This is a genomic window from Mangrovimicrobium sediminis (assembly GCF_004745945.1).
In the GTDB taxonomy this organism is placed as follows: domain Bacteria; phylum Pseudomonadota; class Gammaproteobacteria; order Pseudomonadales; family Halieaceae; genus Mangrovimicrobium; species Mangrovimicrobium sediminis.
The window spans coordinates 159,373-173,065 of the sequence record NZ_SRLE01000005.1 but is presented as its reverse complement, the minus strand read 5'-3'; the positions used below and the strand labels follow the sequence as shown (position 1 = coordinate 173,065).

Below are 13,693 nucleotides of genomic sequence, written 5' to 3'. Positions count from 1 at the left end.
GTTCAGCTGCCGCGGCGGATGCGCACCGCGCCGGCCAGTTCGCGCAGCAGCGGCGCGGTGTCGTCCCAGGCGATGCAGGCGTCGGTGATGCTCTGGCCGTAGGTCAGCGCCTGGCCGGGCACCACGTCCTGGCGCCCCTCCACCAGGTTGCTTTCGAGCATGATGCCCATGATCGCCCGGCTGCCGCGGGCCACCTGGGTGGCGATATCCGAGGCCACGTCGATCTGCCGGGCAGGCAGCTTGCGGCTGTTGGCGTGGGAGGCGTCGATCATGATGCGCACCGGCAGGCCGGCCTTGGTCAGCAGGGCGCTGGTGTCCTCCACCGAGAACATGTCGTAGTTGGGGTGCTTGCCGCCGCGCAGGATCACGTGGCAGTCCTCGTTGCCGGCGGTCTGGAAGATCGCCGAATGCCCCTGCTTGGTGACCGACAGGAAGTGGTGCGGGCGCGAGGCGGACTTGATCGCGTCGATAGCCACCTGGATGTCGCCATCGGTGGCGTTCTTGAAGCCCACCGGGCAGGACAGCCCCGAAGCCAGCTCGCGGTGGGTCTGGCTCTCGGTGGTGCGCGCGCCGATGGCGCCCCAGGAAACCAGGTCCGCGTAGTACTGCGGGCTGATCAGGTCCAGGTACTCGGTGCCGGCGGGTACGCCCATCTGCGCGAGGTCGGCGAGCAGTTGGCGCGCCAGGTGCAGGCCCTTGTTGATCTGGAAGGTGTTGTTGAGGTCCGGGTCGTTGATCAGCCCCTTCCAGCCCACCGTGGTGCGCGGCTTCTCGAAGTACACGCGCATGACGATGCACAGGTCTTCCGCCAGTTCGTCGGACACCACCTTGAGTTGCTCGGCGTAGGCGCGGGCGGCCTGCGGATCGTGGATCGAGCAGGGGCCGACCACTGCCAGCAGGCGGTCGTCCTCGCCGCTGAGAATGCGGTGGATGCTGTTGCGCGCCGCGGCGACGGTTTCGGCACCCGCGTCGCTGATGCCGATCTCGCCGATCAGCTGCTCGGGGGCGATGAGTTCGTTGGTCTTCTGGATGCGAAGATCATCGGTACTGGCTGTCATGGGTCGAACCTGTGTGCGGCCGTCTGCCGGCCTCGCCAAAAAAGGGCGCCTACTATACCACCGCGAGGCGCGCATACCACCGCGTGGCGGGCATTCGCGGGCGCGGCATTCAGGGCCGAAGCAGGTGTAAATCCTGGGCCGCGCAGAAGCCGGCCAGGGCCTCGAGGGCGCCCTCGGGCAGGGCGACAAGGAAACACACCGGCTGCGCGTACTCGACCTCCAGCAACTCGCCCTCGACTCCCTGCAGGAAATGCCGCAGCTGCTGTTCATGGGCGAAGTCGCCGCGCACCTCGCAGTGCAGCAGGCTGCGCCGCTCGCGCACCGGGGCCGCCTCCAGCGCCAGGCGGGCGGCGCTGCCGTAGGCGCGCACCAGTCCGCCGGCGCCGAGCTTGATGCCGCCGAAATAGCGCACAACGATGACCAGTACGTCGCCGAGTTCGCCGTGTTGCAACACGTTGAGAATGGGCTTGCCGGCGGTACCGGCGGGTTCGCCATCGTCGCTCATGCCGGCGCCGGTGGCATCCGCCGGGCGCCCCAGCAGGTAGGCCCAGCAGTGGTGGCGCGCGTCCGGGTAGTCCGCCCGCGCCCGGGCGACCTCGGCGTTGACCTCCTCGCGCGAACTCACCGGCAGCACGCGGGCGATGAAGCGGCTCTTCTTCACTTCGTACTCGACCTGCGCCTGTGCCGCCGGCACCTGCCAGTTCACGCCGCGGGATCCTCCGGGGCACTCGCGGCCCAGTACTCGTCGAGCAGCCGGCCGACGGTGTTGGGCTCCACCAGGTGCGCCGCATACCAGGTGTGCAGGCAGCGGATACGGCCGAAATCGGCGATGCCGCCGATCCCCTTACACTCGAATACCGCGGCGAAACCCAGTTGCTGCAGCCGCTGCCGCTGGGCGGCGTCGATGTAGCTGTCGCGCAGGGCGATGTGCCGGCGGTGGTCCTCGACCATCGCTTCGCGCAGCGCCGGGTCGGCGTCAATGCGCGCCTGCAGGCGGGCGATCAGGCCGCCCGCCTCGACCACGTCGATGCGGTAGTTGAGGCGCGGGCACACCAGCCAGAACAACGTGGGAAAGGGTTTGTCGTCCACCAGCGCAGCGACCCGGATCACCACCGGCTCGCCGCCACTGCCGGCCACCGCGATAGCGGCCAGGCCGCGGGGTTCGCGGCCCAGCAGTTCGGCCACCCTGGCCTGCTGTTGCGGGCTTACCGGCATGTCGCCTCTCGCTGTGAATTCGAGGGCGCCATTCTACGGCAATCCGCCGCCGCGGTCAGACGCTATTCGATTGACAAACCCCGGGCCCGGTCCCACAATCCCCGCCCGTACCAGGTGCCTGCCGCAGCGAGAGCTGCTGGGTGGGTTAAATGGGAAGTGTGGTGAAACGCCACCGCTGCCCCCGCAACGGTATGCAGTCGACGACTGCGAGCCCGACACCTGCCTGGACACTGTCGTACCGATGGAGCGGAGGGCTTCATTCAAGGTCGCTCGATCCCGCGTCGCGTTTCCTGATTCCCTCCCTCAATCGCCACTATTTACCGGCTATTGAGGAATCACATGCACTTCAAACCCGCTTACCCGCTGCTCGCAGCCTGCGCCTGTCTCGCGCTGCCAGCCACCGCCCAGACCAGCCTCGAGGAAATGGTCGTCACTTCCTCGCGCATCCCCACACCGCTGCGCCAGGTGGGCACCTCGGTCTCGGTCATCACCGCCGAGGAAATCCAGTCGCTGGGCTTTTTCAGCCTGCAGGACGTGCTGCGTACCCAGCCCGGTGTCGCTGTCAGCAATAACGGCGGCGCCGGCAAGTTGTCCACCCTGCGCATCCGCGGCGAGGAGGGCTACCGCACCAGGGTTTTCCTCGACGGCATCGATATCTCCGACACCAGCTCGCCGCAGTACTCGCCGCGCATGGAGCAGTTGCTCAGCGCCGGGGTGCAGCGGGTCGAGATCCTGCGCGGCCCGCAGGGCATGATGTACGGCGCCGACGCTGGCGGGGTGATCAACATCACCACCCACGCGCCGCGCGACGGCTTCAGCGGCGACGCCAGCGCCGAGGGCGGCCGCTACGGCACCGCGCAGCTGGCGGGTAACCTCGCCTACGGCAGCGAGCAGTTCGAGGGCAACCTCTCCGCCGCCGACTTCTCCGCCGATGGCTTCAACGCCAGCAGCAACGACCAGGTCGAGCAGGACGAGGACAGCTACGACAACACCAGCCTGCACGGCCGCGTCGCCTGGCGCCCGACCGATGCGCTCACCCTGTCGCTGGCCGGCCACGACGTCGACGGCGAGAGCGAGTACGACGGCTGCTATGACGCGCTGGATTTCTCCAGCACCAACGACTGCCGCGACGAGTACAGCCAGCGCGCCTGGCGCGCCGGTGCGCAGTGGCGCGGCGAGCGGCTCAGCCATGAACTGGCCTACAACGATAGCCGCACCGAGCGCACCAACTTCTCCAACGGCATCGAGGCCTTCGCCAATGAAGGTTCTCTGGAGCGCTGGAGCTACCTGGGCAGCTTCCGCGCCAGCGATGCGCTGCAACTGGTCTACGGCGCCGACCTGCAGACCGAACACCTGGAGGACGGCAGCGACGGCGAAAGCCGCGACCAGGACGGTTACTACCTGGAGTACCAGGGCAGCTGGACCGACCGGCTGTACGTCACCGTGGGCGCCCGCTACGACGACAACGACGACTTCGGCAGCTACACCTCCTGGCGGGCGAGCGCCGCCTACCTGGTTCCGACCGGCAGCGGCGACGTGAAATTGCGCGGCACCTACGGCACCGGCTTCCGCGCGCCCAGCCTGTACGAGATCGCCTACAACGCGGGTCCCTACGCCTACCCCCCCGCCGCGGGCACCGAACTGGATGCCGAGGAGAGCGCCGGCTACGATCTCGCCGTATCCTGGTTTGGCAACGACGGGCTGTACCTGGAGGCGGTGTACTTCGACCAACGCGTCGAGGACGAGTTGTACTTCGACCTGTTCGCCTATTCCGGCTACCTGCAGGGCGATGGCGAGGCCCGCTCCCGGGGCGTGGAGCTGATCGCCGAGTGGCCGGTGCTGGCCAGCCTGAGCCTCACCGGCAACTACACCTGGAACGACACCGAGGCGGCGGACGGCAACCCGCGCGTCTACCGGCCGGAGCACCTGGCCAACCTCGGCCTCACCTGGCGCGGCCTGGGCGACCGCCTGCGCATCGGGGTGGACGCGCGGCTGGCGCGCGACGCGGTGGGCCTGGACGGCCGGCCGATGGACGATTACACCGTAGTCGACGCCCGCGCCAGCTTCGCGCTGCTGCAGGGGCTGGACATCTACGTGCGCGCGGAGAACCTGCTCGACGAGGACTACGAGGAAGTGCCGACCTACAATACCAGCGGCGCCGCTGCCTACGCCGGCGTACGCTACACCTTCTGAGCATGACTGAAGCATGAGAGAGGCCGCAGCATGAGCGAGGAACGCAAGAACGCCAGGCACAAGGCGTCGATGGAAAAACAGAAGGCGAAGGTGGACGCCAACATCGAGGCGGCCAGCGAGGAGCGCGGCGTGGCGGTGCTGGTTACCGGCAACGGCAAGGGCAAGTCCAGCTCCGCCTTCGGCATGGTCATGCGCGCGCTCGGCTATGGCCAGAAGGTAGGCGTGGTGCAGTTCATCAAGGGCCAGCAGTTGTCCGGCGAGGAGATCTACCTGCGCGAGCACTGCCCGCAGGTGGAGTTTCACCAGATGGGCACTGGCTTTACCTGGGACACCCAGGACCGCGAGGCGGATATGGCCGCGGCCCGGCGCACCTGGGCCCTGGCCCGGCCGATGCTGGAAAACCCCGCTTTCGACCTGGTGGTGCTGGATGAACTCACCTACATGCTGGCCTACGGCTACCTCGACGAAGACGAGGTGACCGGCGTTATCCGCGAACGCCCGCGCGAGCAGAGCGTGGTGGTCACCGGCCGCGGCGGCGGCGCCGCGCTGCAGGCGGTGATGGATACCGTGTCCGAGGTGAAGGACGTCAAGCACGCCTTCCGCGCGGGCGTGATGGCGCGCCGGGGCGTGGACTTCTGAAACCGCCCGCTGCACTGATGGTGCAGGGCACCACCTCGGACGCCGGCAAGAGCGCACTGGTCACCGGCCTGTGCCGCGTGCTCGCGCGCCGCGGCCTGCGCGTCGCCCCGTTCAAGCCGCAGAACATGTCCCTGAACAGCGCGGTCACCCCCGAAGGCGGCGAGATCGGCCGCGCCCAGGCGCTGCAGGCACAGGCGGCGCGCATCGCACCCCACGCCGACATGAACCCGGTACTGCTCAAGCCCTCCAGCGATACCCGCGCCCAGGTCATTGTCGCCGGCCGGCCGCTGCGCGACATGGAGGCCGCCGGCTTCCACGACTACAAGCGCATCGCCATGGCCGCGGTGATGGCCGCCTGGGAGCGACTGCAGGCGCAGCACGAGTACCTGCTGGTGGAGGGCGCCGGCAGCCCCGCGGAGATCAACCTGCGCGAGCGCGACATCGCCAACATGGGCTTCGCCGAGGCCGCTGACATCCCGGTGATCCTGGTCGCCGACATCGACCGCGGCGGCGTCTTCGCGCACCTGGTCGGCACCCTGGAATTACTCTCGCCGTCCGAACGCGAGCGCGTCACCGGCTTTGTCATCAATCGCTTTCGCGGCGACCTCGGCCTGCTGCAGCCGGGCCTGGACTGGCTGGAGGCACGCACCGGCAAGCCCGTGCTCGGCGTCATCCCCTACCTGCACAACCTGCGCCTGGATGCAGAGGACGCCATCGACACCGCGCAGCAAAGCCGCGGGCAGGGCCTGCGCGTGGTCGTACCGGTGCTGCCGCGCATCTCCAATCACACCGACCTCGACGCCCTGCGCCAGCACCCGGAGGTGGACCTGCGCTACGTTGGCGCCGGCGAACAACCGCCACCGGCGGACCTGGTGATCCTGCCCGGCAGCAAGAACGTGCGCGCGGACCTCGCCTGGCTGCGCGACAACGGCTGGCCGGACTACCTGCAGCGCCACCTGCGCTACGGCGGCAAACTGCTGGGCCTGTGCGGCGGGCTGCAGATGCTCGGGCAGCGCATCGACGACCCGCAGGGCGTGGAGGCCGATGCGGGCAGCAGCACGGGCCTGGACCTGCTGCCGCTGGTCACCACGCTGCGCGAGGGCAAGGTCCTGCGCCACACCCGCGGACGCATCCCGGCACTCGACTGCGCAGTCAGCGGCTACGAGATTCACTGCGGCGAGAGCGTACTGGCGAGCGACGCCAGCGGTTTCGTGCAATTGGAAGACGGTGGCTGGGACGGCGCGCTGTCCGCGGACGGTCAGGTCGCCGGCACCTACCTGCACGGCCTGTTCGACTCACCTGACGCCTGCAACGCCCTGCTGCGCTGGGCCGGGTTGGATACCGTGCACACTATCGACATGGAGGCCCTGCGCGAACGGGAGATCGAGCGCCTGGCCGACTGTCTCGAACAACACCTGGACCTCGCGGCGCTGCTGCCGCAAGGGGTCGACGCCGCGCCCGCGGCGGGCAGCCAATGCGCCCCGCCCGGCTGATCGGCCTGCAGTTTGCCGCCCTGCCCGTCGCGCTGCTCGCGGCGCTGGCCATGGGCAGCGTCAGCCTCGGGCCGGGGGAGAGCCTGGCGGCCCTGTTCAGCCCGGGCGAGGCCGGCGGTACCGCGGCCATCGTGCAGCAGATCCGCCTGCCGCGTGCGCTGATGGCGGCGCTGGTCGGCGCCATGCTCGGCATCAGCGGCGCAGCGATGCAGGGCATGTTTCGCAATCCGCTGGCGGACCCCTCGCTGATCGGCGTGACCGCCGGCGCCTCCCTCGGCGCCAGTTGCCTGATCGCGCTGGCCGCGCCCCTGATTCACGGCGCCCTCGGCCTCACCCTGGTGTCCGCCGGCGCTTTCATCGGCGGCATGCTCGCCGTGCTGCTGGTCTACCGCCTGGCGCGCAGCGAGATGGGCACCTCGGTGGCGACCATGCTGCTGGCGGGCATCGCCATTACGGCGCTGGCCGGCGCCGGCGGCAATATCCTGGAACTGTATTCCAGCAACGAGGTGCTGCGCCGCATCAGCCTGTGGCGCATGGGCGGGCTGGATGGCGCGGACTTCCCCCGCGCGCTGGTCGCGCTACTGGTGGGCGGTGTCACCATCGGCCTGTTGCCGCGGTTTGCCACCGCCCTCAACGCCCTGCTGCTGGGCGAGTCCGAGGCGCGCTACCTCGGCGTGCCGGTAGAGCGCACCAAGCGCGCCATCATATTGCTGGTCGCACTCGCGGTGGGTTGTTCCGTCGCGCTGGCGGGCACCATCGCCTTCGTCGGCCTGGTGGTCCCGCATATCGTGCGCCTGCTGATCGGCCCGGACCACCGCTACCTGTTGCCGGCGTCTGCCCAGGCCGGCGCGCTCCTGCTGTTGCTGGCGGACACCCTCGCGCGCACCGCCGTGGCGCCCATGGAACTGCCGGTGGGCGTGGTCACCGCCATCGTCGGCGTGCCGTTCTTCATTTCCCTGCTGCGCCAGCGGCGCGACTACGGGATTGGCGGATGAACGCGCTCGAGGTCAGCGCACTGGGCGCCGCGCCCTACGGCCCGCCCCTGCTGCACGGTATCGATTTCCGGCTGGCCAGCGGCGAGGTACTCGGCCTGATCGGCCCCAACGGCGCCGGCAAGAGCAGCCTGCTGCACTGTCTGGCCGGCGGCGTCGGCACCAGCGGTGGCAGCATCCGGCTCGCCGGCCGCGAGTTGCGCGACTGGCCACGGGAAGCGCGGGCGCGGGCGCTGGCCATGCAGACCCAGCACGCCAGCCTGAACTTTCCCTTTACTGTGGCCGAGGTCATACAGCTGGGGCGCATCCCGCACGCCTCGGGTCGCGCCGCCGACCGCGCCATCCTCGAGGAAGTGCTGGCGGCGACGGATACCGCCGCCCTGCGCGAGCGGCGCTACACCCAGTTGTCCGGCGGCGAGCGCCAGCGGGTACAACTGGCGCGCGCCGTCGCCCAGGTGTGGCGGGCGCAGGACGCCCCGACGCGGCTGTTGCTGCTGGACGAACCCAGCGCGGCCCTGGACCCGGCCCACCAGCACATGGTGCTGGACGTGGTCGCGCGGGTCGCAGCCGAGGGTTGCGCGGTGGTCATCGCCAGCCACGATTTCAACCTGCTGGCGGCGCGTGCCGACCACCTGCTGGTCATGCAGGACGGCGCCCAGGTCGCCTGCGGTGAACCGGCCACGGTACTGACTCCCGCGCTGTTTACCGCGGTGTTCGGCATCCAGGTGCAGATTCTCTCCCACCCGGTGTCGCAGCGACCGCTGGTGGTGCAGCTGTGAGGCGCCGCGGTTGCGCACTGCTGCTGGCGATGCTGGTACAGGTCGCACAGGCCGGACCCAGCGCGGTGGATGCCAGCGGGCGCACGGTCGCGCTCGATGCGCCGGCCCAACGCATCGTCGCCCTCGCGCCGCACAGCGTGGAGAACGTGTACAGCGCCGGCGCCGGCGACCGGCTGGTCGGCGTGGTCAGCTACAGCGACTACCCGGAACCCGCGCGCGAGCTGCCGCAGGTCGGCAGCGCCTTCGCCTGGAGCCTGGAGGCGGTGGTCGCCATGCGCCCGGACCTGGTGATTCTGTGGGGTTCAGGCAACGGCCTGACCGGGCTGGCCGGGCTGGAGCGCCTGGGCGTACCGACCTACGTCAGCGAACCGCGCAGCTTCGCCGATATCGCCAGCAGCATTCGCGCCATCGGCGCGCTGGCCGGCACCCGCGACACCGCGGAGGCTGCCGCCGCTGCCTTCGAGGCGCGCATCGCCGCACTGCGCGAACGCTACGCAAGTGCCCGACGCCTGCGCGCCTTCTACGAGATCTGGAATCAGCCGCTACAGACCGTCAACGGCGAGCACATGATCAGCCAGGTGTTGGAGCTGTGCGCGGCGCAGAACATCTTCGCCGAGCTCGCTCCGCTGGCGCCCCGGGTCAATATCGAAGCGGTGCTGGCCGCCGACCCCGAGGTCATCGTCGCCAGCGGCATGGACCGCTCGCGCCCGGAGTGGCTGGACGAGTGGCTGCGTTTCCCCGAGCTGCGGGCGGTGCGCAACGATGCACTGGTGCACGTGGATCCGGACCTGCTGCAGCGGCCCACCGCACGCATCGCCGAGGGCGCCACGCGCCTGTGCGCCAAACTCGACGGCGTGCGCGCTGTTGCGCAGACCTCCCGGTGACCGCCGCAGCTATCTCGTAGAATCCGCGACTTGAGCCCCCCCACGCTCCAGGAATGAGACTCCGGTAGCAGAAATTGCATCTAACCCCCGTCACAGTGCTGTTTTCGATTGGTTTTCAGGCAGATCTCCCTACCATACAAAACATGCGCACCCGACAGCGCCAATGTCGGTATAACGGCAGGGACTTGCACGCGGAGTGCAAGGGGATAAACGAGAATGACCGCTCTAGCGACCGGTATTTACTACACCCTCGCTGGCATCTGCGCCTACGCTTCGATCAATCATCTGAGTGTGGGCCTGCAAAAGCCGCGCGAACGCAGCCACCTCATGTTCTCGGCAATGTGTGCGCTGCTCGTGCCCTATGCCATTTTCTACGCCCATAGCCTGCAGGCATCCACCGCCGAAGCGTACATCAGCAACCTGCGTTGGAGTCTCAACGCGATATTTGCATTTTTTATACTGTTCCCCTGGTTTGTCGCGGAAAACTCGGGGCTGCGGCCGAAGTGGTTCCTCTACCTCAATACCGCGGTCAGCGGCGTGGTCATCGTCATCAATAACCTCGCGCCCTATACGCTGCACTACTTCTCGTTTGACGGCATACAATTCCAGCGCCTGCCCTGGGGGGACATAATCACCTCGGGCAGCGGCTCCGTCGGGCCGTGGGCGATTCCGGTCATGGTGGCCATGCTGCTACAGCTGGGCTACGGCATTTACGCGGCGCGCACCTACTACCTCAACCACGGCCAGGAGCGCACGCTGCGCATCGCGCTGGCCTGTATCCTGTTCCTGCTGTGCACCGTACAGGGCCTGATGGCGCGCTTCTCGATCATTAACTTCATCGACCTGGGTCCGTTCGGCTTCCTGACCATCGTCACCCTGATGAGCATGTCGCTGGGGCGCGAAACCCATTTGCGGCTACAGAATTCCGAGCGCCACTTCCGCTCACTGGTGGAGCAATCGCCGATCAGCATGCAGTTCCTGTCACCGGACGGCTACACGGTGAGCGCCAACCCGGCCTGGGAGCGCCTGTGGGGAAAAACGGTCGAGGATCTCAAGGACTACAGCATTTTCCGGGATGAGAAGATGGTCGACGATGAACTGCGCGAGTTGCTGATGGGCAGCTTCGCCGGCGATTCGAGGGTGATCCCGCCGATCCTGCATACACCCACGCATATCGGCCACTCGGACACACCGCTGCACGACCGCTGGATTCGCACCCACCTGTACCCGATCCGCAATCGCGACGGCAAGGTCAATTCGATGGTCGCCCTGAACGAGGACGTCAGCGAGGAAAAGCGCGCAGAGGAGTGCATCCGCCTGATCGCCGCGGGGGTTGCGGCGAGCACCGGGTCGGGTTTCTTCCAGAAGCTGGTGGAGAGCCTGGCCGAGTTGTTCCAGGCGGACTGCGTCTACGTCGGTACCATTGACGAGCACGACAGGAGCCTGGTTTGCACGCTGGCGGTTGCGGCGCGCGGCAGCGAAGACCGGGGCTTCAGCTTCCGCGTGGCCGGCACGCCCGCGGAGCGGGCGCTGCGCGAGGGCACCATCGCCATCCCCTCCGGCGTCCAGCAGGAGTTCCCGGGGGATCACCTGCTCACACAATTCGATATCGAGGGCTACCTGGCCGCACCGTTCTACGACGCCGAGGGCAAACCGCTCGGCATCCTCGCGGTACTGGATACCAAGCCGCTGGTCTACAGCGAGCAGGTACGCGAGATCCTGGAGATCTTCGCCGCACGCACCGGCGCCGAACTGCGCCGCCTGCAGGCGGAGAAACACATCCGCCGCCTGGCCTACTACGACTATCTCACCGGCCTGGCCAACCGCGCACACCTGCACGAGCGCCTGTCGCAGACCCTGCGCGAGGTTCGCCATACGGGCGATACCGGCGCCCTGCTGCTGATCGACCTGGACCACTTCAAGACCATCAACGACGCCCTGTCCCACGATATCGGCGACGACGTTCTGCGCGCGGTGGCCCGGCGCCTGAGCGACGTGGTCGGGGAGCGCGGCTTCCTGTCGCGGCTGGGTGGCGACGAATTCGTGGTGCTCATGCGCCACAACGCGAAGGAATCCGCCTCCGCCGAGGAAACCGCGCGCACCATGGCCGTACAGGTCATGGACAAGCTGCTGAGCCCGCTGTTCGTCGACGAGCGCGCGTTCACCCTGGGCGCCAGCATCGGCGTGGTACTGTTCCCGGACGGCGGCGAAACCGAGCTCGACGTCATGCGCCACGCCGACATGGCCCTGTACCGGGCCAAGCACCTGGGTCGCGCCAACATCCAGTTCTACTGCCCGGAAATGCAGGAGAACGCCGCGCGGCGACTGCTGCTGGAAGACGGCCTGCGCCGCGCCGTGTCCAACCAGGAACTGGAAATCTATTTCCAGCCCCAACTCAACGCCAGCGGGCAGGTCATCGGTGCAGAGGCCCTGCTGCGCTGGGAGCACCCCGAAATGGGCAACATCATGCCCAACAGCTTTATTCCCATCGCCGAGGAAACCGGGCTGATTCACAGCGTCGGGCGCTGGGTCTTCGAGCAGGCCTGCGCGCGGCTCAATACCTGGCGCGAGAACGGTGTGCCTTTCAACGGCTACATTTCCATCAACGTCTGTCCGTGGCAGTTCAACCGTGCCGACTTCGTCGACCAGGTGCGCAACACCCTGGAAAAATACGCTGTGGACCCCGGGCTGATTATGCTTGAGCTGACCGAGACCGCCCTCCTCTACGACCTGGACGAAGCGGTCGATCGCCTGACCACGCTGCGCTCGATGGGCCTGCGTGTGTCGCTGGACGACTTCGGTACCGGCTATTCCTCGCTGGCCTACCTGCGCGACCTGCCGCTGGACCAGCTCAAGATCGACAAATCGTTCATCGCGGAATTGAACACCACGGTGGATCACCCACTGGTGGAATCCATGATCGCCATCGGCCAGCACATGCGCATTCCGGTGGTCGCCGAGGGCGTGGAAAACCTCAACCAGCGCGACACACTGTTGTCGCAGGGCTGCGAACGCTACCAGGGGTTCTTCTTCTGCCGACCGCTGCCGGAGCGGGAGTTCCTGCAATGGCTCGCCGAGCACGAGCGCAATCGCAAGGGCCTGGCACTGCCGGCCCCGGGCCAGACGCTGCTGCTGAAGAGCTACGCGTCCTGAGTCTCGCGGGACGCCAGTTTTAACAGGGCGCCCATTCCCTCCGGCACCTCGCCACCCTCCGCCACCTGCCGCGCCAGTGCGCGCAGCGGCGGCCCCACCTGCGGGCTGACCTCCTCGGGACGCAGCGGCGCGTTACATTCACTGCAGGCCAGCACCGGCCGGGTCATGTGTCCGCATTTGTGGTGGAAGTATTCCAGCGGCGGCCCCTCCCCCTGGTCCATCCACTCGTCGCCCCAGCGCGCCAGCGTGAGCAGAACCGGATACAGGCCCAGCCCCTTGCGGGTGAGCCGGTACTCATGGCGCAGCGGCCGGTCGCTGTAGGGGACTTTGACCAGGACACCGGCCTCCACCAGCTTCGCCAGGCGCTCCGACAGGCGGTGCCGGGTGATACCGAGATTGGCCTGGAACTGGTCGAAGCGGCGGGTGCCGAGGAAGGCGTCGCGGATGATGAGCATGGTCCAGCGTTCGCCGACCACCGACAGGGACCGGGCCACGGAACACAGCTGTTTGTCGATATCTTCCCAGCGCATCTCGAGGCCTCCCTACCGCCGCGTGCTCGGGGCACTCTAGCACATTCGTCCGGGCGTGGAATGTCCGGGCGACGGGCAAAAAAAAGAGCGGCCGGGGGGGGCCGCTCAAGCTACAGGGGTTCGTTGCAGAAGGTCGCGATCAGCTACCGGGCTGCCAGTCGCGCCGCTTGCCCATGCGTTTTTCCGCCCGCGCCTGCATCTGTTCCATGCGGGCGTCGAGTTCGGTCTGCTGTTCGGGGGTGAGTTGCGCGTAGACCCCGGCGCCAGTGCTGCTCATGCGATACGCCATGCGTGCGCTGATCTCGCCCAGTTCGTCGGTGAGAGCGCGCGCCTTGTCCTCGTCGAAGCTGGTGCGCATGTCCTTGAGCGCTGCGTGAATCTCGCGCATGCGCTGGTGGTCGGCCTTGCCGGCCTCGCGCGCATCCGTCACCAGGCCCTGGATGGTGGTGCGCTGTTCGTCGCTCAGGTCGAGTTCGTCGACCATGCGGGCCATGAACGGCGCGCTGTCGTCGGGACCCATGTGCGGGTTGCCGTGCGGGCCGGACCAGGCCGCCGCGGAGAACAGCATGATCGCGCTGAGTACGGTGCCGGGCAGGATGCGGGAAATCAGTTGCTTCATCGTCGTATCTCCTCGGGAAGTCGCGGCACTGCGCCGCTGCAGTGGAAACCACTGTAGGGCAGCAGGCGGTTAAACTCTGCCGCGAAGCAGTTAAGAAGTGTTAACCGCGGATGACAAACTGTCAGCGAATGCACAAAC

General features: G+C 67.8%; 12 protein-coding genes and 1 riboswitch. Of the genes, 7 read left to right on the top strand and 5 right to left on the bottom strand.

What is annotated here, in order from left to right:
- Positions 1-2: 2 nt before the first annotated feature.
- The 3 genes from E4634_RS05710 to E4634_RS05700 all read right to left on the bottom strand — a co-directional run bounded on the left by E4634_RS05710 (position 3) and on the right by E4634_RS05700 (position 2,273).
- Positions 3-1,058, bottom strand: a complete 1,056-nt coding sequence (locus E4634_RS05710) for a 3-deoxy-7-phosphoheptulonate synthase (RefSeq protein WP_135441704.1) — start codon at positions 1,056-1,058, stop codon at positions 3-5.
- Between the two features lie 109 nt (positions 1,059-1,167).
- Entirely contained in the window at positions 1,168-1,764 is a 597-nt protein-coding gene (locus tag E4634_RS05705; protein ID WP_135441702.1) for a YigZ family protein, read from the bottom strand.
- Positions 1,761-2,273, bottom strand: coding sequence for a DUF501 domain-containing protein (locus tag E4634_RS05700; protein WP_135441701.1), 513 nt, complete (start codon positions 2,271-2,273; stop codon positions 1,761-1,763). The genes E4634_RS05705 and E4634_RS05700 overlap by 4 nt, the downstream gene beginning before the upstream one ends.
- A gap of 95 nt (positions 2,274-2,368) precedes the next feature.
- Positions 2,369-2,514: riboswitch (cobalamin riboswitch) on the top strand.
- A gap of 98 nt (positions 2,515-2,612) precedes the next feature.
- Between E4634_RS05700 and E4634_RS05695 the strand changes: the two genes are divergently transcribed.
- The 7 genes from E4634_RS05695 to E4634_RS05665 all read left to right on the top strand — a co-directional run bounded on the left by E4634_RS05695 (position 2,613) and on the right by E4634_RS05665 (position 12,406).
- Entirely contained in the window at positions 2,613-4,466 is a 1,854-nt protein-coding gene (locus tag E4634_RS05695; protein WP_135441699.1) for a TonB-dependent receptor plug domain-containing protein, read from the top strand.
- Between the two features lie 30 nt (positions 4,467-4,496).
- Positions 4,497-5,105, top strand: a complete 609-nt coding sequence (gene cobO / locus E4634_RS05690; RefSeq protein WP_135441697.1) for a cob(I)yrinic acid a,c-diamide adenosyltransferase — start codon at positions 4,497-4,499, stop codon at positions 5,103-5,105.
- 17 nt (positions 5,106-5,122) lie between these two features.
- Positions 5,123-6,598: a cobyric acid synthase gene (locus tag E4634_RS05685; RefSeq protein ID WP_135441695.1), complete on the top strand. Its 1,476-nt coding sequence runs from the start codon at positions 5,123-5,125 to the stop codon at positions 6,596-6,598.
- Entirely contained in the window at positions 6,580-7,593 is a 1,014-nt protein-coding gene (locus tag E4634_RS05680) for a FecCD family ABC transporter permease (RefSeq protein ID WP_135441693.1), read from the top strand. The genes E4634_RS05685 and E4634_RS05680 overlap by 19 nt, the downstream gene beginning before the upstream one ends.
- Positions 7,590-8,369, top strand: a complete 780-nt coding sequence (locus tag E4634_RS05675; protein WP_135441691.1) for a heme ABC transporter ATP-binding protein — start codon at positions 7,590-7,592, stop codon at positions 8,367-8,369. The genes E4634_RS05680 and E4634_RS05675 overlap by 4 nt, the downstream gene beginning before the upstream one ends.
- On the top strand, positions 8,366-9,253 hold the full coding sequence (locus E4634_RS05670) for a cobalamin-binding protein (RefSeq protein WP_240725100.1): 888 nt from the start codon (positions 8,366-8,368) through the stop codon (positions 9,251-9,253). The genes E4634_RS05675 and E4634_RS05670 overlap by 4 nt, the downstream gene beginning before the upstream one ends.
- A gap of 216 nt (positions 9,254-9,469) precedes the next feature.
- Complete coding sequence (locus E4634_RS05665) at positions 9,470-12,406, top strand: EAL domain-containing protein (protein WP_135441689.1); 2,937 nt, start codon at positions 9,470-9,472, stop codon at positions 12,404-12,406.
- On the opposite strand, the gene E4634_RS05660 is transcribed toward E4634_RS05665, so the two are convergent.
- Both E4634_RS05660 and E4634_RS05655 read right to left on the bottom strand, forming a co-directional pair.
- Complete coding sequence (locus E4634_RS05660) at positions 12,394-12,936, bottom strand: winged helix-turn-helix transcriptional regulator (RefSeq protein ID WP_135441687.1); 543 nt, start codon at positions 12,934-12,936, stop codon at positions 12,394-12,396. The two genes, E4634_RS05665 and E4634_RS05660, sit on opposite strands and share 13 nt — an antisense overlap.
- Before the next feature lie 139 nt (positions 12,937-13,075).
- Positions 13,076-13,555 (bottom strand): Spy/CpxP family protein refolding chaperone, encoded by a 480-nt coding sequence (locus tag E4634_RS05655; protein WP_135441685.1) that lies wholly within the window; start codon positions 13,553-13,555, stop codon positions 13,076-13,078.
- Between the last annotated feature and the right edge of the window lie 138 nt (positions 13,556-13,693).